At 67.8% G+C, this 22120-nt stretch carries 22 protein-coding genes; 5 read left to right on the forward strand and 17 right to left on the reverse strand.

The features are described 5' to 3' along the window. Nucleotides 1-57 precede the first annotated feature (57 nt). The 6 genes from ACQPXG_RS08350 to ACQPXG_RS08375 form a co-directional block, all read right to left on the reverse strand. The gene (locus ACQPXG_RS08350; RefSeq protein WP_433467037.1) at nt 58-1638 is read right to left on the reverse strand and encodes a hypothetical protein; all 1581 of its coding nucleotides are present in this window, start codon (nt 1636-1638) and stop codon (nt 58-60) included. Between the two features lie 21 nt (nt 1639-1659). Further along, on the reverse strand, nt 1660-2001 hold the full coding sequence (locus ACQPXG_RS08355) for a helix-turn-helix domain-containing protein (protein WP_433467038.1): 342 nt from the start codon (nt 1999-2001) through the stop codon (nt 1660-1662). Between the two features lie 14 nt (nt 2002-2015). Beyond that, complete coding sequence (locus tag ACQPXG_RS08360; RefSeq protein WP_433467039.1) at nt 2016-2663, reverse strand: hypothetical protein; 648 nt, start codon at nt 2661-2663, stop codon at nt 2016-2018. A 140-nt stretch (nt 2664-2803) separates the two neighbouring features. Next, entirely contained in the window at nt 2804-3967 is a 1164-nt protein-coding gene (locus ACQPXG_RS08365) for a hypothetical protein (protein ID WP_433467040.1), read from the reverse strand. 99 nt (nt 3968-4066) lie between these two features. Then, entirely contained in the window at nt 4067-4324 is a 258-nt protein-coding gene (locus ACQPXG_RS08370) for a hypothetical protein (RefSeq protein ID WP_433467041.1), read from the reverse strand. Beyond that, nucleotides 4321-4698, reverse strand: a complete 378-nt coding sequence (locus ACQPXG_RS08375; RefSeq protein ID WP_433467042.1) for a hypothetical protein — start codon at nt 4696-4698, stop codon at nt 4321-4323. The genes ACQPXG_RS08370 and ACQPXG_RS08375 overlap by 4 nt, the downstream gene beginning before the upstream one ends. A 447-nt stretch (nt 4699-5145) precedes the next feature. Here ACQPXG_RS08375 and ACQPXG_RS08380 point away from each other — a divergent pair, with 447 nt between their 5' ends. Continuing rightward, nucleotides 5146-5715, forward strand: coding sequence for a hypothetical protein (locus ACQPXG_RS08380; RefSeq protein WP_433467043.1), 570 nt, complete (start codon nt 5146-5148; stop codon nt 5713-5715). Nucleotides 5716-5930: 215 nt separating this feature from the next. On the opposite strand, the gene ACQPXG_RS08385 is transcribed toward ACQPXG_RS08380, so the two are convergent. Further along, complete coding sequence (locus ACQPXG_RS08385; protein ID WP_433469925.1) at nt 5931-6089, reverse strand: IS3 family transposase; 159 nt, start codon at nt 6087-6089, stop codon at nt 5931-5933. A 210-nt stretch (nt 6090-6299) separates the two neighbouring features. On the opposite strand from ACQPXG_RS08385, the gene ACQPXG_RS08390 reads away from it, so the two are divergent. Beyond that, nucleotides 6300-7526 carry an IS4 family transposase gene (locus tag ACQPXG_RS08390; protein ID WP_433469900.1) on the forward strand — a complete coding sequence of 409 codons (1227 nt, stop codon included), beginning with the start codon at nt 6300-6302 and terminating at the stop codon, nt 7524-7526. Between the two features lie 201 nt (nt 7527-7727). Here the strand turns inward: ACQPXG_RS08390 and ACQPXG_RS08395 are convergent, their stop codons facing one another. From ACQPXG_RS08395 to ACQPXG_RS08405, 3 genes are all read right to left on the reverse strand, one after another. Further along, nucleotides 7728-8810: an IS110 family transposase gene (locus ACQPXG_RS08395; protein ID WP_433467044.1), complete on the reverse strand. Its 1083-nt coding sequence runs from the start codon at nt 8808-8810 to the stop codon at nt 7728-7730. Between the two features lie 192 nt (nt 8811-9002). Further along, complete coding sequence (locus ACQPXG_RS08400; RefSeq protein WP_433469926.1) at nt 9003-9710, reverse strand: IS3 family transposase; 708 nt, start codon at nt 9708-9710, stop codon at nt 9003-9005. After that, entirely contained in the window at nt 9707-9994 is a 288-nt protein-coding gene (locus tag ACQPXG_RS08405; protein ID WP_433467045.1) for a transposase, read from the reverse strand. The genes ACQPXG_RS08400 and ACQPXG_RS08405 overlap by 4 nt, the downstream gene beginning before the upstream one ends. Nucleotides 9995-10128: 134 nt before the next feature. Here ACQPXG_RS08405 and ACQPXG_RS08410 point away from each other — a divergent pair, with 134 nt between their 5' ends. After that, complete coding sequence (locus ACQPXG_RS08410) at nt 10129-10713, forward strand: HD domain-containing protein (RefSeq protein ID WP_433469927.1); 585 nt, start codon at nt 10129-10131, stop codon at nt 10711-10713. Between the two features lie 594 nt (nt 10714-11307). Here ACQPXG_RS08410 and ACQPXG_RS08415 read toward each other — a convergent pair. The 7 genes from ACQPXG_RS08415 to ACQPXG_RS08445 form a co-directional block, all read right to left on the reverse strand. Next, a complete protein-coding gene (locus ACQPXG_RS08415) occupies nt 11308-11739 on the reverse strand; it encodes a hypothetical protein (RefSeq protein WP_433467046.1) in 432 nt (143 codons plus the stop codon). A 548-nt stretch (nt 11740-12287) separates the two neighbouring features. Next, nucleotides 12288-13580, reverse strand: a complete 1293-nt coding sequence (locus ACQPXG_RS08420) for an aspartyl protease family protein (RefSeq protein WP_433467047.1) — start codon at nt 13578-13580, stop codon at nt 12288-12290. Nucleotides 13581-13698: 118 nt separating this feature from the next. Continuing rightward, on the reverse strand, nt 13699-15795 hold the full coding sequence (locus tag ACQPXG_RS08425) for a WD40 repeat domain-containing protein (RefSeq protein ID WP_433467048.1): 2097 nt from the start codon (nt 15793-15795) through the stop codon (nt 13699-13701). Between the two features lie 15 nt (nt 15796-15810). Continuing rightward, nucleotides 15811-17496, reverse strand: a complete 1686-nt coding sequence (locus ACQPXG_RS08430; protein WP_433467049.1) for a hypothetical protein — start codon at nt 17494-17496, stop codon at nt 15811-15813. After that, nucleotides 17489-17893 carry a hypothetical protein gene (locus tag ACQPXG_RS08435; RefSeq protein WP_433467050.1) on the reverse strand — a complete coding sequence of 135 codons (405 nt, stop codon included), beginning with the start codon at nt 17891-17893 and terminating at the stop codon, nt 17489-17491. Before ACQPXG_RS08435 ends, ACQPXG_RS08430 begins: the two co-directional genes overlap by 8 nt. A 134-nt stretch (nt 17894-18027) precedes the next feature. After that, nucleotides 18028-18705 (reverse strand): hypothetical protein, encoded by a 678-nt coding sequence (locus ACQPXG_RS08440; protein ID WP_433467051.1) that lies wholly within the window; start codon nt 18703-18705, stop codon nt 18028-18030. A 188-nt stretch (nt 18706-18893) separates the two neighbouring features. After that, on the reverse strand, nt 18894-19973 hold the full coding sequence (locus ACQPXG_RS08445) for a hypothetical protein (RefSeq protein WP_433467052.1): 1080 nt from the start codon (nt 19971-19973) through the stop codon (nt 18894-18896). A 256-nt stretch (nt 19974-20229) separates the two neighbouring features. Here ACQPXG_RS08445 and ACQPXG_RS08450 point away from each other — a divergent pair, with 256 nt between their 5' ends. Both ACQPXG_RS08450 and ACQPXG_RS08455 read left to right on the forward strand, forming a co-directional pair. After that, entirely contained in the window at nt 20230-20877 is a 648-nt protein-coding gene (locus ACQPXG_RS08450) for a TetR family transcriptional regulator (RefSeq protein WP_433467053.1), read from the forward strand. Nucleotides 20878-20956: 79 nt separating this feature from the next. Beyond that, nucleotides 20957-22108, forward strand: coding sequence for an acetyl-CoA acetyltransferase (locus ACQPXG_RS08455; protein ID WP_433467054.1), 1152 nt, complete (start codon nt 20957-20959; stop codon nt 22106-22108). Nucleotides 22109-22120 lie beyond the last annotated feature (12 nt).

The raw sequence follows: 22120 nt of genomic DNA on the forward strand, positions 1-22120 counted from the left end.
ATGGAGTACGGCCCTGACGGCGTTATGTCCGATCCTGGGAGCGGATTTGGGAGCGGGTCACTCCCTTGGGGCTGACGGAAGCTCCTGAAGCAGGTCGTCCAGCACCCCCACGGCGGAGCGGGGCGCCAGTGCGGCGCGCTGCCGCAACGACTCCTCCCACATGCCTTGCAGGGCAGTGACGGCCTTCTCCCGCATGCCTTGCAGGGCAGTGACGGCCTTCTCCCGCATGGCCGGGGTGACATGCCAGGTACCGCGCATCCCGGGGACTTCGTGCCCCATCCGCTGGGAGATCAGGAAGTAATGCACAGCTGCGTCCGCCAGCCAAGTCTGGTGACCGTGCCGGAGCCCGTGCGGCGTCAGCCCGGGGACCAACGCCAGCCAGGTCGCGACCGCCACGTCGTCCGCAGGTTGCTTTCCCGACCCCGGGCACTGTTCCGCACCCTTGCCCAGCCGATGGTTGATCAAGGTGCCATTGACGCGGCGGCGATGGCTGCGACCGCAATAGCCGCACCGGCCACTCTCCCCGTCGCTGATTAGACGGGGGCGTCCACGACCGGTCGGCACTGTGAACGGATCGCCGGGTACCGCGGCGGGCCATGGTGGCAGGGGGCGGCCCGGCCAAACCCGGCTCACGTCGGCTAGGACGGGCATCGAAGGACGTGCATCCTTCCCCTTTCTGGCTGGGTACCAGCCATCGGACGCCGGACGCATGAACCGCTCGCTGAAGTTGGAACGGCGGAAGTGACCGCCGTCCGGGCCAAGGAAGACGTACCGGCGACCGGGACACCAAGGCTCTTCCAGGTGGCGGCAATTGCAGATTCCTCCGCCGCCTGTGGACAGGTGACGCCGTAGCAACTTCCCGAGGAAGGGCGGTAGGTCTACGCCGCGAATGGATCCGTCCTTGGGGCGGCCTCGATAGAACCGGCCGTTCAGCTCATACAGCTTCCACTTCAGACCGGCGGTGCCGTCTTCGACCTCATTGGGGTCTAGGCCCACCATTTCGCCCCAACGGGCGCCGGTGTAGGCCATCATCACCATGGCAACGAAGTCGGTATCTACTCCCGAAAGGACAGAGCATCGCTCGGCGAGGAGTAGCACCTGGAGCGGCGTCGCCCAGACCTTCTCCTTGCGCTCGGCCTCCTGGATTCTGCGCTGCCCCTTCTTGCCGCGGCCTTTATGGCGCACGGCCGGGTTGGTCTGGATGTGCCGCGGGACGGCGGCCTCTAGCACGGTGATGAGCATCGACCGGGCATCCTTGGCGGTTCGTGCCTTGTAGGCCGGATTCGCTCGGAGTCTCCGCTCCCAGCTCTCGATCTCTTCGAGGGTGAGCGACTTGAGTTCGCGCTCTCCGAACTCTGGGAGTAGATGTACCTCGATCAGATACTTGTAGTTCGCCAGAGTTGAAGGCTCCAGGTCCAGGCCGGGGTACCAGGTGTTGACCCATTCCAACAGCATGATCTGGCCAGCGCGGGGGTTGACGTAGGTGTTGTTGCGGATGGCCGACTCTTGATCGCGCCCGTAGTTCTCGGCGTCCTTCTTGGTCTTGAAACGCAGACTGGCTGGCGACGACTCCAGGACGCCGTCAGGTCCACGCCAGCGGGCCCGCCAGTAGTTGCCGCGATTTTCGGCGTACGCCAATGCACTTCCTTTCGTTCGGGGTCAGCTTGCTTTTCTGGCCGTGGGGCGCGGTCGCAACGGCACGAAGCCGCTCGTGTTTGTCGCGGGCTGGACCGCGCGGCGCCGCGGGCGGCGGCCTGCGGCGGGTGTAGCCGGCGACGACAGGGCCCCTTGCTCGTTCAGGCGCACGATCTCGGCCAGGTGTGCGTCGGTGAATCGGTAGGCGCCGCCGAGCATGGTGAAGGGGATTTGACGGGCGGCGGCCCGCCGTTCGAGCCAGCTCACCTTGACGCGCAAGATCTCGGCGGCTTCTTCCTTGGTGTGGATCCGGATCTCGTCACGGTTCTGCTGAACGCTCTGCAATTCGGGGCCAGACGTGGGCATGGTGTTGCTGCCTCCTAGCAGAGGTGGCGGCCCCGGCGGGTGTGCTTGGTGGTGTGTCCGCCGGGGCCGTTTGGGACGGGAGGGTTATGGCATCGCCAGGGCGGGCGAATGCGGTGGTTGTGGGTGTCCCCGCACACCGGGCACAGCGGCCCGCACCCGGTCCCCGTGTTGTCGCCCGTCCAGTCGCGGGGTTGGGGGGCGGGCTCGTGGATGGGGGCGGGCTGGGTGGTGCGGGGCTGGGGTGCGGTGGCGGCGCTGATCGCGGTGAAGGCGATCAGCAGGCCGGTGAGGGCGAGGGCAGCCACCAGCCAGGGCGCGCCCGCCCAGACGTGCATGAGCACGATCGCGGCGGCGTAGATGGCCAGGTCGGGCAGGTCGGGGCGGTGCTGCCACATGCGTGCGGCGAACCGCTGCACGCGCGGCCAGGCACCGGGTTTGAAGAACAGCACCATCCCGGCCGCAGCGTTCCCGGCGGCGCCCTTGACGTTGGAGCCCAGGTTGCCCAGCCAGGTGGAGATCTGGCCCTTGAACACCAGTTGGTCCAGCAGCAGTACGAACGCGCCGGAGGCGAAGAACTCCCAGCCCTTCAGCGACCGGGTCTTGAACCCGACGATGACGACGCCGGACAGGAAGGCGAACACGATCCATTTGCCGACTTCCATCGGTTGATCCCTTCGGTTGGAGACAGAACACAGAGGGCATGAGCAGGGCCGTCCCGGCGCGTGCGGGGACGCGGCCGGGACGGCGATGGACAGGGGTGAAGTAGCGGACAGGTGGCACCCGGCAGGGCCGAGCGGGACCGTCAGGCCGGTACGGGGCCCTTTTGATCGGCCGAGGTCTGATCGGCCGGGGCGTCGCGCAGTTCTTGGTAGCGGCCGGCGACCCAGCCGATGGACCAGCCGCACCGCTCGGCGGCGTCACGCACCGACAGCCCGGCCTCGAACGCTGCGGCCACGACCTGTCGGGCTTGGGGCTGGGGCAACTTGTGCGGGGCCGGTCCCGCCGCGAGCAGCGCGCGGCGTTCACGCTCGGCGCGTTCGGTGCGCTGCCGCTCGGCCTCGCCGCGGGCGTGTTCACGCTCGCGTTCACGCCGCTCGGCGTCTGCTTGCTGCTGGCGGCGTTCACGCTCGGCGCGTTCACGTTCCCGTTCGGCGCGTTCACGCTCGGCCTGCCGTTCACGCTCGGCAGCCTCGGCCCGCTGGCGTTCCTCGCGCTCCAGACCTTCGCGGCGTTCGGCCTCCTGCCGCGCCATCGCGGCCTCGCGCTCGCGTTGCTCGCGAACGAGGCGGGCTTGGTGTTCGCGTTCCTCGCGGGCCTGCTGCCGCTCGGCCTCGGCGCGCTCGGCGGCGGCCTGCTCGGCCGCGGCGTGTGCGGCGCGCTGGCGGGCGTGCTCGGCGGTCAGGGCGGCGGTGATGGCCCGGCGGTAGGCCAGCCCGGTCTCGGCGGTCACGATCAACAGCAGCGGCGCCACCGCATGCACCGCCACCCCCACCAGGTCCTTCTTCAGTGCCGAGTCGGTGATGTTGAGGGACAGGGTCATGGTGCCGGTCATCCACCGCAGGACGGCCGGCCACCGGCCGCCATGGTGGCCCAGGCGGGCCAGCACCGAGTCAAGCCGGACCACGATCACGACCGCGGCGTCCACCACCAGCGGCAGAATCGGCGCCGTCCAATCCCACTTATCGGGGGTGTGCGCGCGCATCAGCGGGGTGACCGTCAGGACGGAGTACAGCATCGCGCCGAACACGATCAGCCACGTGCCCGCCGACAGCGCCCGCTCGGCTGAACGGATCTGAGCGGCGTTCACCGGACCGTTCACCGGACCGGGCAAGGCCGTGAACGGCGCGGTGTCCGTCGTGAACGCGGCGGGGCGGGCCGTGAACGGTTCGGGGGTTCGGGGTGAACGCGTCCCGGCGGGCCGGGGGCCGGTGTTCACCGGGGCGGGGGTCGTCGGGTTGGCGTTCATCAGGGCGTCTCCTTCTACCCGCAACCGCCCCCGAGCCGGGGCGGCTCGGGGGCGGCTCGGGGACGGGTTCGGTCAGGAGGGGAGACCCCGCGGGTTGGCTCACTCGCGCGAGGTCTGCTCACCGGTCGGGGCGCGGTCACCGGACAGGGCGGTGTGCCGCGGGCCGGGCGTGTGCCGGAGCCGCTTGTGCAGGGCGCTGAACGCAGCCACCGCAGCGAGCCCGGCCAGCATCAGCGCCGCGGTGGGTTCGATCGCAGTGAAGTGGGTCAGGACCAGCCACACCGCCCCGGCGGCGATACCTGCGAGCATGGCCACATCGATCAGCCCGAGCCGGGCGAGGATCTGCCGCCAGCTCACGCCATCAGCCCGAACTTGCCGGACCCCGATCCGTAGTCCCAGGTGTCGGGCCGGGTGGGGTGGGGTGCCAGTTCGTCCAGCGGGACCCAGCACGCGCCCCCGGCGCCGGTGGCCGAGTTGGGCTCGGTGCCGTTGTGGACCAGCGCCCACGGCACGTGACAGGCCGGGTCGCAGACCCAGCCCAGCACCACCAGCGGCGCCGGAGGCGCCACCGAGTCGGCGGACCAGACGACCGAGCCGGGCGCGTACCAGCGGCGACGGATCCGCCAGCCCGCCTCCGGACGGTCACCGCGGGCCAGTTCGTAGCGGCCGGCGAGCCACTGCCATGCGTCGTAGCACATTCCTAGGACCGCGGTCACGGCCAGTGCCGCCACCAGCGCGGTTCCGGCCTGCCGGGGCGGGATCTGCGGGACGACCGGCGCGGCCAGCGCGGCACCGGGCCAATCCCGACCGAAAGGAACCTGGGGCAGGCGCTGCGTCGAGTGCGGCGAGACCGCCGCGGCTGCTCAGGACGGCCTGCCTTGATCACTTCGGCCCCCTGATCAGGGATGAAGCCGATCTGAAGCCGTCATGAAGCCGCGGACTGCTTGGCTGCATCGGCGAACGCAGAGACCGCCTACCAGCCGATGGCGTCAGATCCGTGGACCAGCGGCCCCGGTGAAATCACTCCCATGACGACCACGGCCGAGGAACGAGGGTGTGGACTCCAGGACCTACCTTCAACTACAACGCCAACGGCCAGTGGATCGTCAACGATCAAAGCGATGACGCGGACCTCGCCACGCGCAACCAAAGTCCGTGAACTGACTCCCGGAGGCCCCATGCGCAGGAGATCGGCCGTCGCATTCGCGTTGGTCATGGCATTGGCCGCCTCGGCGTGTGCCGGGCCGTTCGGCCGGTCGAAACCCGACGCGTACGCCATCCCCCCGGACGCCTGTACTCTCCTCGACGACGGGGTCGTCCAGGCGTTTCTAGGCGCCGGAGCCGCGGTGAAGCCTCCGACGATCGAGGACGACCCGCAGGACTGCGTCTGGAAGCGCGCCGACGAGTCTCCGGCCTTGACGGCCCGATGGGAATCTCTGGCGACGTTCGTCCTCCTCTACAGAACAGATTCCAAGAAGAGCGGCGAAGAACGGGCCAAGGCCATCTATGCGGTACGGATCACGCCCGGTTACCGCCACAAATGCAAGGTCGCGGCGGACGAGTGCCGCTACCGCGTGATCGGCAGGCAATCCACCGTGGACCCGCCGCGAGTCGATGTCCTCGTGCGCAAGGACAACGTGATCCTCCAGGGAATCCTGGACGGCGACCTGGTCACCGTGAACCAGCCGGAGACCATGGCCCCGGTCGCCACCCGCCTCGCGACGTCCCTCACTCAGCGCCTCGGCTAGCCGATCTCCTTGATGACGGCGTTGCCTCCCGCGGCGGCGCGGGCGTAGAAGTCGCGGACGGTGCCGAAGTGGACGCCACACGCTGGGGCACCGAGTGACCGGATCACGCTTGCCGGTACCTGACGGCGAGTGTTCAGGGAACGAAGTCAACTGCCGTTGTAAACGGGCTCGACTTGAGGTTCCCCCCGTAGCGCGGCCACCTGGGGTGAGATGGGTCAGCCGGTCGGTGGTGAGGCGTGGTGTTGTTCCTCGAAGGCGACCGGGCTCAGCATTCCGATGCTGGAATGTCTTCTGAATGGGTTGTACCAGCACTCGATCCATTCAAACATTGCGGCGGCGAGTTCTCCTCTTGTTGACCACTTCTTGGTGTCCAGAAGTTCGAGTTACATGGTCCCCCAGAACGATTGCATCATCGCACAATGCCGTTTAGCTAAGCGTTGTGGTATTCATCTATCCACATTTCCACAGGGGTGGCACCGCATGTCTGTGGATAACTGGGAACCCGTTGAATCAAGTACACTGGAGGACTATCTTGTCTCCGCGTGACTGATGATTCCGGCAACACGGTTTTTCCGCGTTCCTCCATGGTTGATCATATCGGGATCGGCGTTTTGACGCGTCTGGTGTCGCGCGAACTGGTAGATGAGGTCGTTGCTGACCTGGGCCGCAAAGAACAGCGGAGCGGTAAGCTTCCTGCTCGCGTGATGGTCTATTTCGTGATGGCCATGGCGCTGTTCTACGGTGAGGCTTACGAAGAAGTCATGCGGAAGCTCGTCGATGGACTACGCTTTATGGGGACGTGGCGCCAAGGATGGGGCATGCCGACCCCGGGAGCATTGTGCCAGGCCAGGCAGCGCCTTGGTGCCGAGGTGATGCGCGAGCTCTACGAGCGTGTGGCTGTTCCGTGCGCGATGAAGTCGACGAAGGGCGCTTGGACCGGCGGCCGCAGGCTGATGTCGTTGGATGGATTCGGGATGGACGTTCCGGACAGTCCAGAGAATGCTGAATATTTCGGCTATGCAGGGAAGAAAGAACGATGTTCCCTGCCTTTCGTTCGGCTCGCCGGCCTGGCCGAATGCGGAACCCATGCCCTCGTCGCGGCCGAGATCGGACGCAAGGGCGAGGGCGAGGAGACGCTGGCCAGCCGCATTCTGAAGTCAGGAGCGATCGAGCCGGGCATGCTCGTCATGGTCGACTCTGGCCTTTACAGTTATAATCATCTCCGCATGGTAATAGACGCGGGAGCCGAGGCACTCTTCCGCGTTGGGGCGAATGTCGGGCTTCCCCTCCTAAAATGGCTTCCAGACGGCTCATACCTATCCTATGTGGCCGACTCCGCCGAGAAGGCGCGCGCATCAGTCAAAATCCGCGCCGGCAAGATTCAGATCACCGATCTGCCGGGATTCTACGTGCGAGTCGTTGAATACGAGGTGCCCGACCGAGGCGACGATGACGGCGAGCTGATAACACTGATCAGCAATATCATTGACCCGGATGACCTCAACGCGGTCGACCTCGCCATTTCTTATCACGAGCGGTGGGAGGTCGAGCTGGTCATAGGAGAGATCAAAACACATCAGCGGGGCAGTACCGTTGTCCTGCGGTCGCGAAAGCCGGAGCTCGTAGAGCAGGAGATTTGGGGGCTACTGCTAACACATTATGGGATACGCCACCTCATGCGCGAGGCCGCTGACCAAGCAGATCTTGATCCCGACAGGCTCTCATTCATCCGCTCCCTCCGCGTGGTCCGCCGCCAGGTCTCCGGCCAGGCGGCTTTTTCCCCCTCACCGGCTGGCAGAGAACCTCGCTGAAGCAGTTGAAGAGATCCTCGAACGCCCCAATCCCGAACGACGTCAACGCTCCTGCCCGCGCGCCCTAAAGAGAGTCAGACACAATTCATACCGAGCGAAGCGTCCAACTGACAAGAACGAATCCCACAGCTCACCACCCACGATCCATCTAATGCATCCGGCAGCTTAGCTAAACGGCATTGCATCATTGCATTGATGCTCCTATGACCCGTCAAGCGCACCAGCGAATTCTTGTTTCTTGCGATCCATCAAGAGAAAATGGTAGATTTCTCGCGCGATAAATCGCTTGAGGCAGCGCATGATCTCGAGCTTGGTTTTCCCTTCCGCAGTTCGTCGCGCGGTGTATTCGATGGTTGGTGCGTGGAATCGCATCCGGCTGAGGGCGATGCGGTGCAGGGCGGCGTTGGCTTGGCGGTGACCGCCGCGGTAGAGGCGGTGCCGGTTGGTCTTCCCCGAGGAGGCAGGGATCGGGCAGGCGCCGCAAAGCTTCGCGAAGGCCGCTTCGCTCCTGATGCGTTCGGGATTGTCCCCGGCAACGATGAGCAACTCGGCCGCTGAGTCGGCTCCGATGCCGATGACGCTGGTCAGCTGGGGTGCGGCGCGCGCGGTGAGGGTCTGCAGGATACGTTCGTGGATGTCGATCTCCTGGCCGAGCTGGCGGTATCTGCGGGCCAGCGTGCGCAAGGTGTAGCGTGCCGCATCAGCCGGAGTGGTCATGGATTCAAAGGGCAGGTCAGCGCACCGCTCGATCAGTGGCCGGTCGCCGAGTCCGCCGAGTTCTTCCCGCAGTTCTTCGGGTGCGTTCACCAGAATTGTCTTGAGAGAGATCATCGCCTGGCTGCGGGATTTGATCGCAGTATCTTTGGCGATTTTGATTTGCCGGATCATCTCGACGCAGCCGTCGCCGGTCTTGGGAACGGCGGTCGCGGTGCCGGCCAGCACGGCTCGGGCAGCGTTCTCGGCGTCCAGGGCGTCGTTCTTGCCGCGCAGGTAGCGTTGCTGCCGGTTCGGCCGGGTCACCTCGATGACGCGGTGACCTGCGCGCCGTAGGTGGGAGGCCAGCCCGGCGCCGTAGGACCCGGTTCCTTCGATACCGAAGTCAGCGCGGATCCCCAGAGCCAGGGCCCACTGCTCGAGCCGCCGGTATCCGTCGGAGCTGACCTCGATGGTGGTCTCGGCCAGCCGACCGCTGATCTCGTTGAGCGCGACGGCGACGTGAGTGTGCTTGTGGGTGTCGACACCGACGGTGATGCGCGCGGCGCGAACGTGAGAGATGCTGGTCAACGACTGCCTGTCCTTCCCAGGGCGGCGTGGTCGACGCGGCCGGGCGGGTGGACAAGACTGTGATGGGACCTGCTGTACTCAGGCTCCTATGAGGTCACTGCTCGCTCGGCACGCGCCTCCAGGGGCGCGTCGCCTGGTGACCGGCCGACAGATCAACGCCAGGGCACTCGAGCGGGCCGATCGTAGCAAGGGTCAGACCGGCACCAGGCGACGAACGACAGTCTCACAGTCGAAACAGTCGCCGACCGTCCCCATCGAGCCGAGTAGGCCCGTATCTCGCAGACGTTTCCCGAATGTCCAGGACGTGAACTGCGTTCCGTGGTCAGAATGCAGGATCGTGGAGTTGGCCAATGGTTTGCGGCGGGCGACCGATGCGGCCATCGCGTCGACGACCAGGGTTGTGGTCTGGCGGATATCGATGGAATGGCCGATGATGCGGCGGGAGAAGCAGTCGAGAACGGCGGCGCAGTAGAGTTTCCCTTCGGCGGTCGGGTGTTCGGTGATGTCGGTTACCCACAGGCGGTCCGGGGCCTGGATGTCGAACGCGCGCTGCACCAGGTCCTCCTCGGTGGGCTCGTTGACCGGGTTGCGGCGGCCTTTGCGCCGGTAGATGCCCTGGATGCCCGCCTCGCGCATGAGCCGCTCGACCCGCTTGCGGTTCACCCGTTCGCTCAGCCCGAGCGTCAGTTCGGCGTGGACACGTGGTGCGCCGTAGCTGAGCCGGGATTCGGCGTGGACGGTGCGGATGAGCTTCAGCAACTCGGTGTTGCGTTGCTCGCGGATCGAGGCGGGCCAGCCGAGCCAGTCCTTGTAACCGGATCGCGAGACGCCCAAAACTCGGCAGGCCACCGCGACGGGAATGTCGTAATCGGCGAGTTCACGGACCAGCGAGTACTTTATTTTGGGAGGACGTTCTCGCGAGCGAAGTACGCCGCGGCCCGTTTAAGGATCTCGTTCTCCAGTTCCAGCTGCCTGGCCTTGCGCCGCAGTTCGACCAGTTCCTTCTTCTCCGCGCTCGTCAGGCCGTCCCCGCGGCCCTCGTCGGCCTTTGCCTGCCGTATCCAATTGCTCAGGCACGATTGGCTGATGCCCAGGCTCTTGGCTAGCGCCGTGACCGGTTTGTCGCCGGTCAGAGCCAGCTCGACAGCGCGTCGCCGGAACTCCGGCGGATGAGGTGGTGGCACGAGACTCTTCCTTCCCCGTTGGCCCACGGCCAACTCAGGTCCCGTGGCCGTGAAACGGGGGGAAGCTCAACGTGAGTTGGAAGAGGTCCTCTACGGTCTACGTATGGCGGACGGCCGTTGAGAGAAGGGTGAGCATGGCGAACGAGACGGAGCGGCTGGCGGGGTTCCTGTACGAGATCGGTCTTCTCAAGCGCTACAAGCGCACCGGGTGGCTTGTGGCAGGTGTGAAGGACCCCGAGAGCATCGCCGATCACTCGCTCCGTACGGCGATCATCGCGAGCGTCCTGGCCGCGATGGAGGGCGCCAACCCCGAGCGTGCCGCGTTGCTCAGCCTCTTCCACGACAGCCAGGAGACGCGCCTCACCGACATCCCTTACGTGGCCAAGCCATACGTGAAGAAGGCGCCCAACGAGCAGGTCACCGAGCGCCAGACGCGCGGCCTGCCGGAGGTGGTCACCGCGATGATCACAGGCGTCGTCGCGGAGTACGAAGGCAAGGCCAGCGCCGAGGCGATGTGCGCCCGCGACGCAGACAAGCTTGAGTGCCTCATCCAGGCCATCGAGTATCGGGAGCACGGCAACCAGAACACCCAGCCGTGGATAGACAGCTCGCTCGCACAACTTCAGACCGCGTCCGCGAAGCTTCTCGCCGAGGAGGCGCAGAGGACTGGTTCTCTCGACTGGTTCATGCGCGCGTTGAACGGCGACGAGGACGCGTAGAGGCGTCCCGTACCTGGGCATTCGATGGCTCTGCTGTACAGCAGAGAAGTACAGCAACGCACCCGCACACGGGCGTATCTGATCACTCGCCACCACACCCACGACCAGCGAGGCGAAGGGATCACCTCGGCCGGGCAGGTAGTTCGCATCGAGGGGGTCAGGGGTTCAAATCCCCTCAGCTCCACCACGAAGACGCAGATCGGGGCCGTACTCCGCGCATGGAGTACGGCCCTGACGGCGTTTGTCCCCCTGGGAGCGGATCACTCCCCGGAGGCTGACGTCGGCGGCGGCGCCGTCAGCGCCGCCAACGCGGCTTGGCGGGGTGGGGTCTGCGGAACGGCGTCGCGCCGGTCAGAAGGAACCCGCCGCGAACGCCCCACGGGTCTAAGCGGAACGGCGCGCGGCGTGGCGCAGCGCCGCCAGGTCATCGGCATCGGGCGCACCTCGGGGTGAGGGGCCGGGGGCACGAGATGGATTCGTCAGCGGATCTTGTGGTCTCCGGCCACGACGAAGAACCGGCCCCCACCTGTGGAGGGGTGGGGGCCGGGCGTTACCGATTCCGGCCCGAAGGCCGAGGCGGCGGTCGTGTCGTGACTAGACCTCGACCGTCACCGAGATCTGCCTGCCGGATGCCAGTGGCACCCAGTAGAACTCGGCGTTGTGCTCGCCGGTGAGCTCGGGCTCATCGGTGCAGGAGTCGCGGACCGCGATGACGACCTGCAGCCGCTCGCCCTTCCGGGCCAAGCGGACCTTCAGGAAGATGTCGTCGGACTGCCGCGTGCTGACGGCGGGGTCCTCGGACCGGCCCAGGTTCCGCATGGACTGGACCGAGTAGTCCACCAGGTGGCAGACGGCACCATCAGCGACGTCGTAGACGTCGTGGTCCTGGTGGACGCCGAACGCCTGCAGCGCGTGGCCGACCAGGCCCTGGGCCGCAGGGACGGCAGATTCCGTCGGCTCGTGCCAGAGCCCGTAGCGGGAACCCTGGTCCGCCTGGTGAGGAGGCACTTCAGAGATCTCGGTCATGCGAGTTCTCCCCTTCGTGAGTTTGATTTGTTGGCTGACCTTGCGATGCTTACCGTCCGTAAGCGACGGGGGGTGGCAAGGCGCCGGCACCCACAAGCGTCAGCGACGACGCCTGCCACCAAGTCCTACTTGGTGCTGCGCGATGGATCGAAAGCCCGCAACCGGCAAGCGGGCGCCTCCGTCCCGTGTGACCTTGCAGTCGACGTCTATGCGCACACTCTCGCGATCCCGTCGTTCCGGACGTCCGCACAGATGCGGGGGACCCATCGATCCATGCCGGGGCGCCCCGCCACCGATCTGGACCTGTTCTCGGTCAAGACCACGATCGGCCGCCAGTACAGCGAGGATCTGGTCAGGACGGGAGCGGTGCGCGTGATCACGGTCGGCGACCAGGTGCACGTGCGCAACACCCTCCAGTCCGACCGGTGGCGGACGCTCCGCGGGGCCCCGGGCCTTCGGGAAGCGCGGATACGTATCCTGGCGACGCGCTCTTCAATTCCAAACTCTGGGTGGACGAGTTGCAGGGGTGATGGGGCCGATCGCGGGGGTCAGGTGGCTTTGCCGCGGGCTATGTAGAGCTTCATGTCGGTGAAGTCGAGGGTGACGTTGTAGGGCTTGTAGAAGGGGTGGAAGAAGGCGCCCAGCGTGTCGAATCCGGAGCGCGAGGGTCTGCTGTCCGGGTTCGCGTTGCAGTAGACGCCCTTTGCCACGGCGTCGCCGAGGCGGATTTCCTTCGGGTAGCAGGGGTAGACGACGACCGGGTGGCTGTGGGCGAAAGTCTCCAATGGGCGGTCGTAGTCGATGCGGATGCGCAGCCGCTTGGCCGTTTCCTCGGACATGGCCGCGGCGATCTCGCCGACTCCGCCGATGGACAGGCCCACCATTCCCGGGCCGGAGCCGGCGATGCTGCCCTTGCTGTACACCTCGTGCTCATGGCCCAGCCACAGCGGCAGGGGCTTGGCGCCCGCCCGGGCCGCCTCGGCGCGTGCCTTCCTGGCCGTTTCGGGGGTTCTGCGCCGCAGAATCAGCGACCGGCCCGCGTAGTCGAAGGTGGTCAGCAAGTGGTACCAGATCCACGTTCCGATGATGCCGTCGTTGGCCCCCCCGGGGTTGGGCTGGTCCGTCTCCGTCCACTCCACGGGGATGTTGCGCAGTTCGATGCCGCCCAGCTTGAAGGAGTCCAGCACCCCGAAGTACTGCCATGCGGTGCCGTCCAGATAGTCGATCTGCTGTTTGGCCACGGCGGTGAGCCCGGCTTCCCTGGCTACTTCTGCGTTCATCCCCAGCCACGGGGCGCCGGTGTAGAACATGAAGCGCTTCGGTGGTCCGCCGTTGATCGAGGCCTCTACCAGCGGTGTCGGATCCATCTGCTGCCATGGCAGCCGTGCGATGTCGCCGTGGATCTGATACGGCCGGCCGCGGAGCGCTCCGAACCATTTGGCGCGGACGTCCCCTCCGGCTGCTTGCCAGCATGGGATGGAGAGGGAGAATTTGTCCTGCCGGATGTAGCAGTCGCCAAGGAGCTGGTTGGTGTCCTTGTCGCTGGGCGCCAGTTTGAGGGCCATCGTCAGATACTTCTCGGCATCGGGGAACTGGTTGACCAGTAGCGCCACATGGCCGCGCTGGCGGGCCGCGTGCACGTTCGTGGGGTCCCTTTTCAGGATCTCCTCGTATGCGCGGCCGGCCTGCTCGAACTTCCCGGCCTTGAACAGCGCATCCGCGTCACCGGTGTCGGCTTGTGCCATGGCGTTGCCCAGCAGTGGTGCGGTCGCGGCGGCGCCGGCCACCACGGCGGCGCCTCGCAACAGCGAACGCCGGTCCCATTCTCCGTCATTTGCCATGGCCTTCTCCCTTTTGGGATCACTTTGCCGTCGGCAATTTCCTATCCAACGGACGGTCACAGCGCGGCGCCAAAAGCTGTGACCCGGCTGTGACCCGGAATTGCGGCGGCGCGGATCCCTACGAGGTCACGCCCACCTGACGCAGGCAGACGACCTCGCCGCTCTCCAGCACGACCATGAATTCGGTCTCGCGCGCCGGGTTGATCACGCAGTGGGACACGCTCTTGCCGAAGGTGAGGATGCCGAGCTCGGCGGCGTGTTCCAGATCCCAGACGGCGAGGGTGCGGCCGTCGTGGGCCAGGAGGAGCCGGCCGCTCCGGGAAAGCGCCGTCCTCCCCGGAAGGAACGACATCCTTGTCTCGTGAAGCCGGGTGCCGGTGCGCAGGTCCCACACGGTGAGGACGGGCTCCGAATCCCAGGTGAGGCGGCGCGCGGTGGTGCCCTTGTGCCGTGTGGCGGTGCCCTCGTACCGGGCGTTCGAGCGGCGCTCGGCGATGTCGATCAGGCGGCCGCCGTCGGCGGTGACCTCCCTGCGGCCGTTCCATTGGCGCGGGCCGGACAAGCGGTGGAGCATGCGGGATTCGGTGAGGTCCCAGATCTCGATCTCGTCCCCGTACAGCACGGCGGTGCGTCCGTCGGACGAGAGGTGGTGGCTGTCTCCCACGCGGAGGGCCCGGTTGCGGGCCCCCGTCAGCTCGGCGACCAGGGTGCCGGTTGCGATCTCCCAGGCGTGGAAGTCCTCGCCGCAGGGGATGAGCGCGTGGCTACCCGAAGGGGTGATGACGGCGTCTCCGTCGTGCTCGGTGGTGAACACCTCCCGGCCGTCGGACGGGTGCCAAGCCCGGACGGACCTGCCGGAGGCGGCGGTGACCAGGTCGTCGCCCGTCCCGATCGCCGTGATGTAGTCGCCTCTCCCAAAGGACTGGTGTCCGAGCAGGACGCCGGTGCGCTCGCCCGAGCGGGCGTCCCACAGCGTCACCGCCCCGCTGCTCCAGCCACCTGCGAGGGTGCGGCCGTCGGGCGTCACTGCCATCGCCAGGATCTCCAGGTCGGGGGACCTCATCTCCATCCACCAGGCCCGCTCCTGGGCGAACCGCTGGATATCGTCCTCGTCGTCGGTGGTGTACTTGTGCCGCGTGCAGGCGCCGGTGTCGACGTCCCAACGTCCGAGCGTGGTGTCGCGCGAGGCCGTGATCGCCGTCCGGCCGTCCGGGGCGAACGCCACCGCGCCGACGATGTCGGCGTGCGGGACGCGGCGCGAGTCCTTCTCGGAGCCCAGGCGGTGGACGCGGACCACGCCGCTCATCAGGCCTTCGAGGACATAGCCGCCCGGGACGCTCACCGCGATGTTCTCCGCGCGCCAGTCGACGATGTGGCACTTGAGCGTGCGGTCGCTCTTGAACCCGCCCACGACCTCGCCGCCGGTCACCGCCTTGATGATGTAGGAGTTGCCCGGTGCGGGGACGACGGCGAAACCGCCGTCGGAGGTGACCGCGGGTTGCTCGGGCGTGTCGTCCGCCGCGGCGACGGACGCGACGAGCTCGCCGGTCGCGGGGTCGTGGAGGTGCACGCCGGTGATGTCGGTGGACACCAGGTGGTCCCGTCTCCGCGGGCGCCGGTCGCGCAGGCGGTCGCGGAGCAGGTCGGACGCTTCGGACCACACGGCCCACTCCCGCATGCCGTCGGCGGTGACAAGGTCGCCCGACGCGGTGATGATCGGGTGGACGACTAGGTTCCGGTGTCCGGTGAGGGTCGTCAGGTGGTCGCCGGTCTCCAGGTCCCAGAGCTCGACGTCGGTGCCCGCGCCCGCGATGACGGTCCGGTCGTCGGGGGCGACGAGGATCCGCCCGACCATACTCGCGGCGCCGGAGATGTGCTGGTAGGAGCCGTTGCCGCCGTTCTGCCAGGCCTTGCGGCGCCGGTCGGACGGCCGCAGGCGATGGACGATCTCTCCGGTCTCCACGTGCCAGACGCACAGCGAGCCGTCGTACCCGCCGCTCACGGCCGTCGTCTCGTCGGAGGTCACGGCGAGGGCGCTGACCCCGTCCTCGTGGACGCGCGCCGAGTACCGCCGGACGCCGGTCGCGATGTCCCAGAGGCAGACCGTCCCGTCGGCGAACCCGCCCAGGGCACGGCGGCCGTCGTCGATGATCGTCAGGACGTTGCAGGCGAACTCTTCACGCCTGCCCGCGGTCAGGTGCGCGACGACGGGCATCCGATGGTCGGTGGACTAGCGGGTGCGCAGGCCCGCGGCCCCGTGCCGGTCGAGATGGTCGTCGACCGCGGCGGCGAAGCCTGGGAGGCCCACCAGATGGGCCTGGTGGGCGAGATGGCATAGGAAGTCGAACGGGAAGTCCTTGACGTTGAACCGCATCGAGGCACGCTGCCTGGAGATGATGAGGTAGACGTCGTCGGCGGCGCGGCGGACTCGGGTGTCCCCGTTCCTGCGCGCCCGGGCCAGCGTGAGCACGAAGGCGTCGGACGTGTCGTCGCCGGCCATCACGGCGCAGAGGAAGCCGGGGTCTGCGCAGGTGGCCGCGAATGCGGCGGCGAGGTCGCCGGAGCCGTCGTCGAGTGCGTCGACCATGTGCTCCAGGAGGTATTTCAGGACATAGGGGTCGCACTCCGACCAGCGGCCGGACTGGGCGCCGTGCAGGCCCTCGATGAGCGCCGTCCGTGCGCCCGCCGGGTCGATGTGGCGCTCGGCGGGCTCGGCGATGTCGTCCCCGGGGCGGGACGTCGCCGACGGCGCCGCCTGGGGCGGGGAGAGCAGGTGCGTGCGCAGGGAGTCGTGGTTAAGGCGGAAGGGGCCGTCCGTCGAATGCGCGCGCAGGTAGGGACCGCACACCCGGACGGCGTCCGCCACCAGCGCAGGGGGCAGGCCGGTCGCCAGGCGGAGCTGCCGCCTGGTCAGGCCCTCGCCATAGCTGACCGCGAGCGCCGAGAGGACGGGACGGACGACCGACGCCCACCGGTCGTGGTCGGCGCGCACCTCACGGTCGAGGAAGTCCCCGTACACCTGGGTCAGTCCGCGGGGCAGCGAAGGGCCGGCGTCGCGCCGTCCGGCCAGGATCTCCTCGGTCACGAAGTGGGCGTAGAGGAAGTTGCCCTGGGCCTGCCCGGCGATGCGGGCCGCCAGCCGCGGCCGGTCGCCGAGCCGGGCCGCGACGTAGGAGCCGATGTCGTCGGCGTCGTCCAGGCGGTCCGCGTGCAGGTCGATCCGGGTGTCCAGGTAGCGCGCGATCCGTCCGGCGACCGGCTTGGAACGACCGAGCAGCAGCCACCGCAGACCGGGGACCGCCTCGGCCAGCTCGGCCTCCAGCAGGTCGAGGAACAGCCTGCCGTGGTCGCCGGACCGCGCCTCGTCGACGCCGTCGACGAGCACGACCGCGGCGCCGGTCAGGGCGCCCGACTCGCTCAGCGCCCGCAGCGGCCTGCGGATCAGGAGGTTGTAGGTCTCCCGGTGGTTGTGCGCAGCGAGGTGAAGCTCGCGGATCAGGCTCATCTCGACCGTGCCGCCGGTGACCTCGCCGATGTGCTGGCTCAGGGTGAACTCTCGCGGGACCGCGTCTCCCGCCTGATCCGCCAGGACGCGAAGGTAGCCGGGGACGGAGTCCGCGAGCTGCGCGGAGATGTTGCTGACGACGCCGCCTCCGCTGATGCTGTCGGAGACCCGGACGCGGCAGAAGTGCGCGGCGTTCAGCCGGAATCCGTCCAGCTCGCCCGGTGCGGGGACCTCGCCGCGCGCGATGCGCACCAGATGTCCGGCGATCTCCGTCTTGCCGGCGCCGGGGTCCCCGGTGATCAGCAGCGATCCGCCGGACGGATCGCGCAGCCACCCGCCGACCCGGCGGAGCACCCACGGCCGCGGGATGAAGGAGTCGGGGACGGACGGGGGGCCTGAACGGTTATCCATCGGCCCTTCCGTCGTAACCGACGATCTCGCTTCGGCCCTCGGCCTTCTTCACCTTCTGCCTGATCTTCACCGACGCGTCCGGTGACACCGCGCGGGCGCCCGTCATGTTCGCGCCGCTGAGCGTCTCGACGTCCTGCTGGAGGTCGATCGACCGGCTGGACGGCCGAGGATCGTCCGACGACTCGGGTTCGCGGGACGGCTCGGACCGGCTCTGCGGCTCGTGCTCGCGGTAGGCGCGCCATCCCTCCACCGCCGCCCAGGCCAGCACGAGGACGACGGCCCCGACCACGGCGGCCGTCACCGGTTCGCTCGTCGCGATGTTGATGGCGGCCCCCGTGACGCCCCCGAGGACGATCGATCCCGCCGCCACGATCCCACGTCCCACCGCACCGCTCATGCCCCACGCCCGTCCCCGTCGCGCCGTGCCGTCGAACCAGATCGTCCGCCAGGGCCACGGGTGCCCGCAAGTCCCATGACGACCACAAGAATCTCGCGGGCCACGCTGTGTACCAGTTCGCCGCACACGTCAGATCAGAAGGTGAGCGGCTCCCAGGTCAGCCGTTCGGTCCAGTCCGGCTCGTTCGCGGCGACTGCTTCAAAGGCCGCGATCACGGCCTCCAGGTCGGTGGTCACGTGACGGCGGTGCCGCTCCGGGGAGCCGTCCCGGTGTTCCAGGGAGTACACGCCTTCGTCGAGGCCCGCATTCGGGCCGAGGCCGACCTGGACGTACACCTGTTCCGCGACGTCGAGGATGGCGAACCAGTTGCGTGGTGAAAGCGTGTGGAGTGCCTCTCTCAAAGCGGCGCCGGCAGGCTTGTGGAGCGCGGAGCCGTCGCACATGCTCAACGTCTGGCCAGGCAGGGACAACAAGACCGGCGGGTTGCGGACGATCTCCTCCTGCGGGTTGTAGAGGACCAGTTCATGCTCCGCGGCCAGGCGTTTGACGACGGCTTCGATCTCGTCGGCCCGCGACCAGGCGGCGGTCAGGATCACGTGGTCGCTGCCGACCCAGGGGTCGCTGTTCCAGGGCGATGACTCCAGGTCGTCCTTGAGATCTGGGAAACGAGCCCTCAGACCCGTGAGGAAGTCGGCGACTCGCGGGTCCGTCTCGCCGTTCGGCATTCCGTCGCAGAACTGACGGTACTTCTCACCGGCCACGCTCGCCGTTATGGGGGTTTCCTCGCGCCAGACACTCAGGTCGAAGCTCATGCTTCGGAAGCGTAGATCCTCCCGCCGACATCGAGCCGGGCGATCGGGCGGGAAACCTGGTCGGTTCGTCCCGGAAAGTTTCCCGGGGGCCTCAGCCCCCGGGACAAGTTGGCTGGCGGGATCCGGCCCTTGCCGACCGGATCCCCATTTGGAGTCCCTGTTCCCTTTCCCTTGCCGGCGAGTTCCGGCTACGCGGCTGACAGGTCCAGGTAAGCGGCCGCCTGATGAGGGGTGAGGGAGGTGGGAAGACTCCGAAGCCGCCGCCGCCAGATGTCCCCGTTCTCGCGCCAGGCGCGATAGAAGAACAGGCAGTCCGTCGGCCGGATCTCCCGGAGACGCTCCTCCGCCTCGGCGAGGCGTGCCAGGATCCGGTCGCGATCCGGAACTGGATCTTCCTTTTCGCGACCGTGAATGCGGTCCGCCACCTCGGCAAGGAAACGCGAGCGCTTTTCGATCGCGTCCACCCAGAAGAGCACCGAGGACACGTCCAATTCGGAATGGAGTGCCCGGACCAGTGCTTCGGCGATGAGGTCGCCGAACTCCTCCGTTGCGGCGTTCCGGCTGAACGGATCGTACGGCAGCTGCCGCAGTTCGCCTGCGACGGCCACCAAACCAGCGGCGACCGCGTCGCGCATGTACATCCAGTCCTCGTTGAATATATCGGGGAAGTATGCAACCACGCGAAATGTGTCGACGATGATGGCGTTGCCGCCAACGAAGGTCGACTGCGCACCTCCGGAAGCCCGGTGTGCGTGGCATACGATCGAATTATCCGGGAACTCGGGAACCCGGAACCCGACTATCGGGTACTGCTCGGTCAGGGCGGCGGCCCTCCTGATCATGGAAGCCGTCATACCCCGGATGTCGTCATCGAGGAAGAAGATCGTCCGCCAGCCGCACAGGTGGGCGAGCAGTAGCCCGATGTTCCTCTTCGTCGCGATATCCGTATGCTTTTCCTGGGCCCGCCGCCCGAAGTCGAGCAGTGGGTGGTCGTGTCCCGGCGGAACTTCGAGGAGAAGTGCGTTGGAGGGCAGCGAATACCTTTTCCGGATCTCCTGCAGTTGTGAAGATGTGCTGCAGAGCAGGACGATCGCGCACCCCAGGTCCTTTGCCAGGGCGATCGCGGGTCCCACCCGCTGTGGATGGATCGTGGGAACCACAATGGCGTCCAACGTTCCAGGGGTCCCGACGTCGACCTTTGATAAGTCGGTCAACAGATTGCGATGCGAACCTATATGGGACGCCTGGCCAGTGCGATAATTGCTCATCTTTCCTCCGTTTATGTTCGTCCGTGACCTGGTCACGAACGGTCCGAGATCTGGCTTGGTCTGGACATTGCTTACCGTCCGGAGAAGAACCCGCAGGGCAAGCCATGGGAGTAACTGTGCGTGGTGGCTGTCGCGCTCAGAGTTCTTGGCCGGTGACCCTTCAAGCCGACCGTGCCGGGAACGCCTCAGGGCGAGCGGCGGAGGGAGATGCCGATCTGACACCCAGTCAGACGTATGGAGGCTCTAAGCTGACGACATGCCAGAAACGGTGCTGACCGCAGACGGCAGGGTCGCAGGGCGGCGCGCCAAAGCCACCCGGCGGCGACTGCTCGAGGTGCTCACGGAGATGCTCGGCGAATCGCCGTACCGCGACATCACGGTGATCGACATGGCGCGCCGCGCCGGAACGTCGCCTGCCACGTTCTACCAGTACTTTCCCGACATCGAGGCCGCCGTCCTCACGATCGCGGCCGAGATGGCGCAGGGGGGCAAGCAGCTGCGCCCGCTGGTCGAGGACCAGCCCTGGACCGGCAAGTCGGGGTACGAGACGGCGCGGATGCTCGTCGACGGGTTCCTGGAGTTCTGGCGCCACCACGAGTCCGTCCTCCGTGTGGTGGACCTGGCCACGATCGAGGGCGACGAGCGTTTCCACGAGCTGCGCGTCCGCATGCTCAACAACGTGACGACGGCCCTCGCCGACGAGATCGCGGAACTGCAGCGACGCGGGCGGGTGGCCGAGAACGTGCGGCCGGTCGCCATGGCCGGCGCGCTCGTCGGCATGCTCGCGCACAACGCCGCACATCAGCGGGGTTTCGAGGCCTGGGAGATCTCCGTCGAGGACCTGCGGGACAGCATGGCCCAACTGGTCTGCTGGGCCGTCTCGGGCCGGCGCCCGCCGAAGTAGCCGCCCGGGCGGGGGTATTCCCACCGGTTCGTGCGAGCGTTAATCTGATGACCCGTCAGATGAGCGTGGGGAGGGACCGGTGTCCAGCCGCCAGGTGGCGATCGTCGGCGCCGCGCTGTCCGACTGCGGGCGGGCCGACGGCGCGACTCCCTACGCGTTGCACGCCCAGGCCGCGCGTCGTGCGCTCGACGACGCCGGGCTGCCGCGGACGCGGATCGACGGCTTCGCCTCCGCCGGGCTCGGCACGCTGGCCCCGGCCGAGGTCGCCGAGTACCTGGGGCTCCGGCCGCGCTGGGTCGACTCCACCTCGGTGGGCGGCGGCACCTGGGAGGTGATGGCCGCGCACGCGGCCGACGCCATCGCGGCCGGTCACGCCGACGCGGTGCTGCTCGCCTACGGGTCCACCGCCCGCTCGGACCTCAAGCGCGGGCTGCGCGCCGCGAACCTGTCCTCCGGCAACCGCGGCCCGGCCCAGTTCGAGGCGCCCTACGGCCATACCCTCATCGCCAAGTACGCGATGGCGGCCCGGCGGCACATGCACGAGTACGGCACGACGCCCGAGCAGCTCGCGGAGGTCGCCGTCGCGGCCCGGCGGCACGCCGCGCGCAACCCCGGCGCCCAGTACCGCGATCCGATCACGGTGGACGACGTGCTCGGCGCGCCGATGATCGCGGATCCGTTCACCAGGCTGCACTGCTGTATCCGGTCGGACGGCGGCGCCGCGGTCATCCTGGCGGCCGCGGATCTCGTCCGCGACAGCGCCCGGCCGCCGGTGTGGGTGCTGGGGACCGGCGAGCACGTCTCGCACGTCACGATGAGCGAGTGGCCGGACTTCACGGTGTCGCCCGCGGCGGTCTCGGGGCCGCTGGCCTTCGGCAGGGCGGGGATACGGCCGGACGAGATCGACGTGTGCGAGATCTACGACGCGTTCACCTACATGGTGCCGGTCGCCCTGGAGGACCTCGGCTTCTGTGCCAAGGGTGAGGGAGGCGCGTTCGTCGCGGAGGGGCGGATCGGACCGGGCGGCGCGCTGCCCACCAACACCGACGGCGGCGGGCTGTCGGCCTGCCATCCGGGAATGCGCGGCCTGTTCCTGCTGGTGGAGGCGGTGCGCCAGCTCCGCGGCGAGGGCGGCGAGCGGCAGGTCCCCGGCGCGCGGCTGGGCTGCGTGAGCGGGACGGGCGGCTGGTTCTGCTCCAACGGCACGATGATCCTGGGAGCCGACCGGTGACCGGGGGTTCGG

It is taken from the genome of Spirillospora sp. CA-128828, assembly GCF_050945415.1.
Lineage (GTDB): Bacteria > Actinomycetota > Actinomycetes > Streptosporangiales > Streptosporangiaceae > Spirillospora.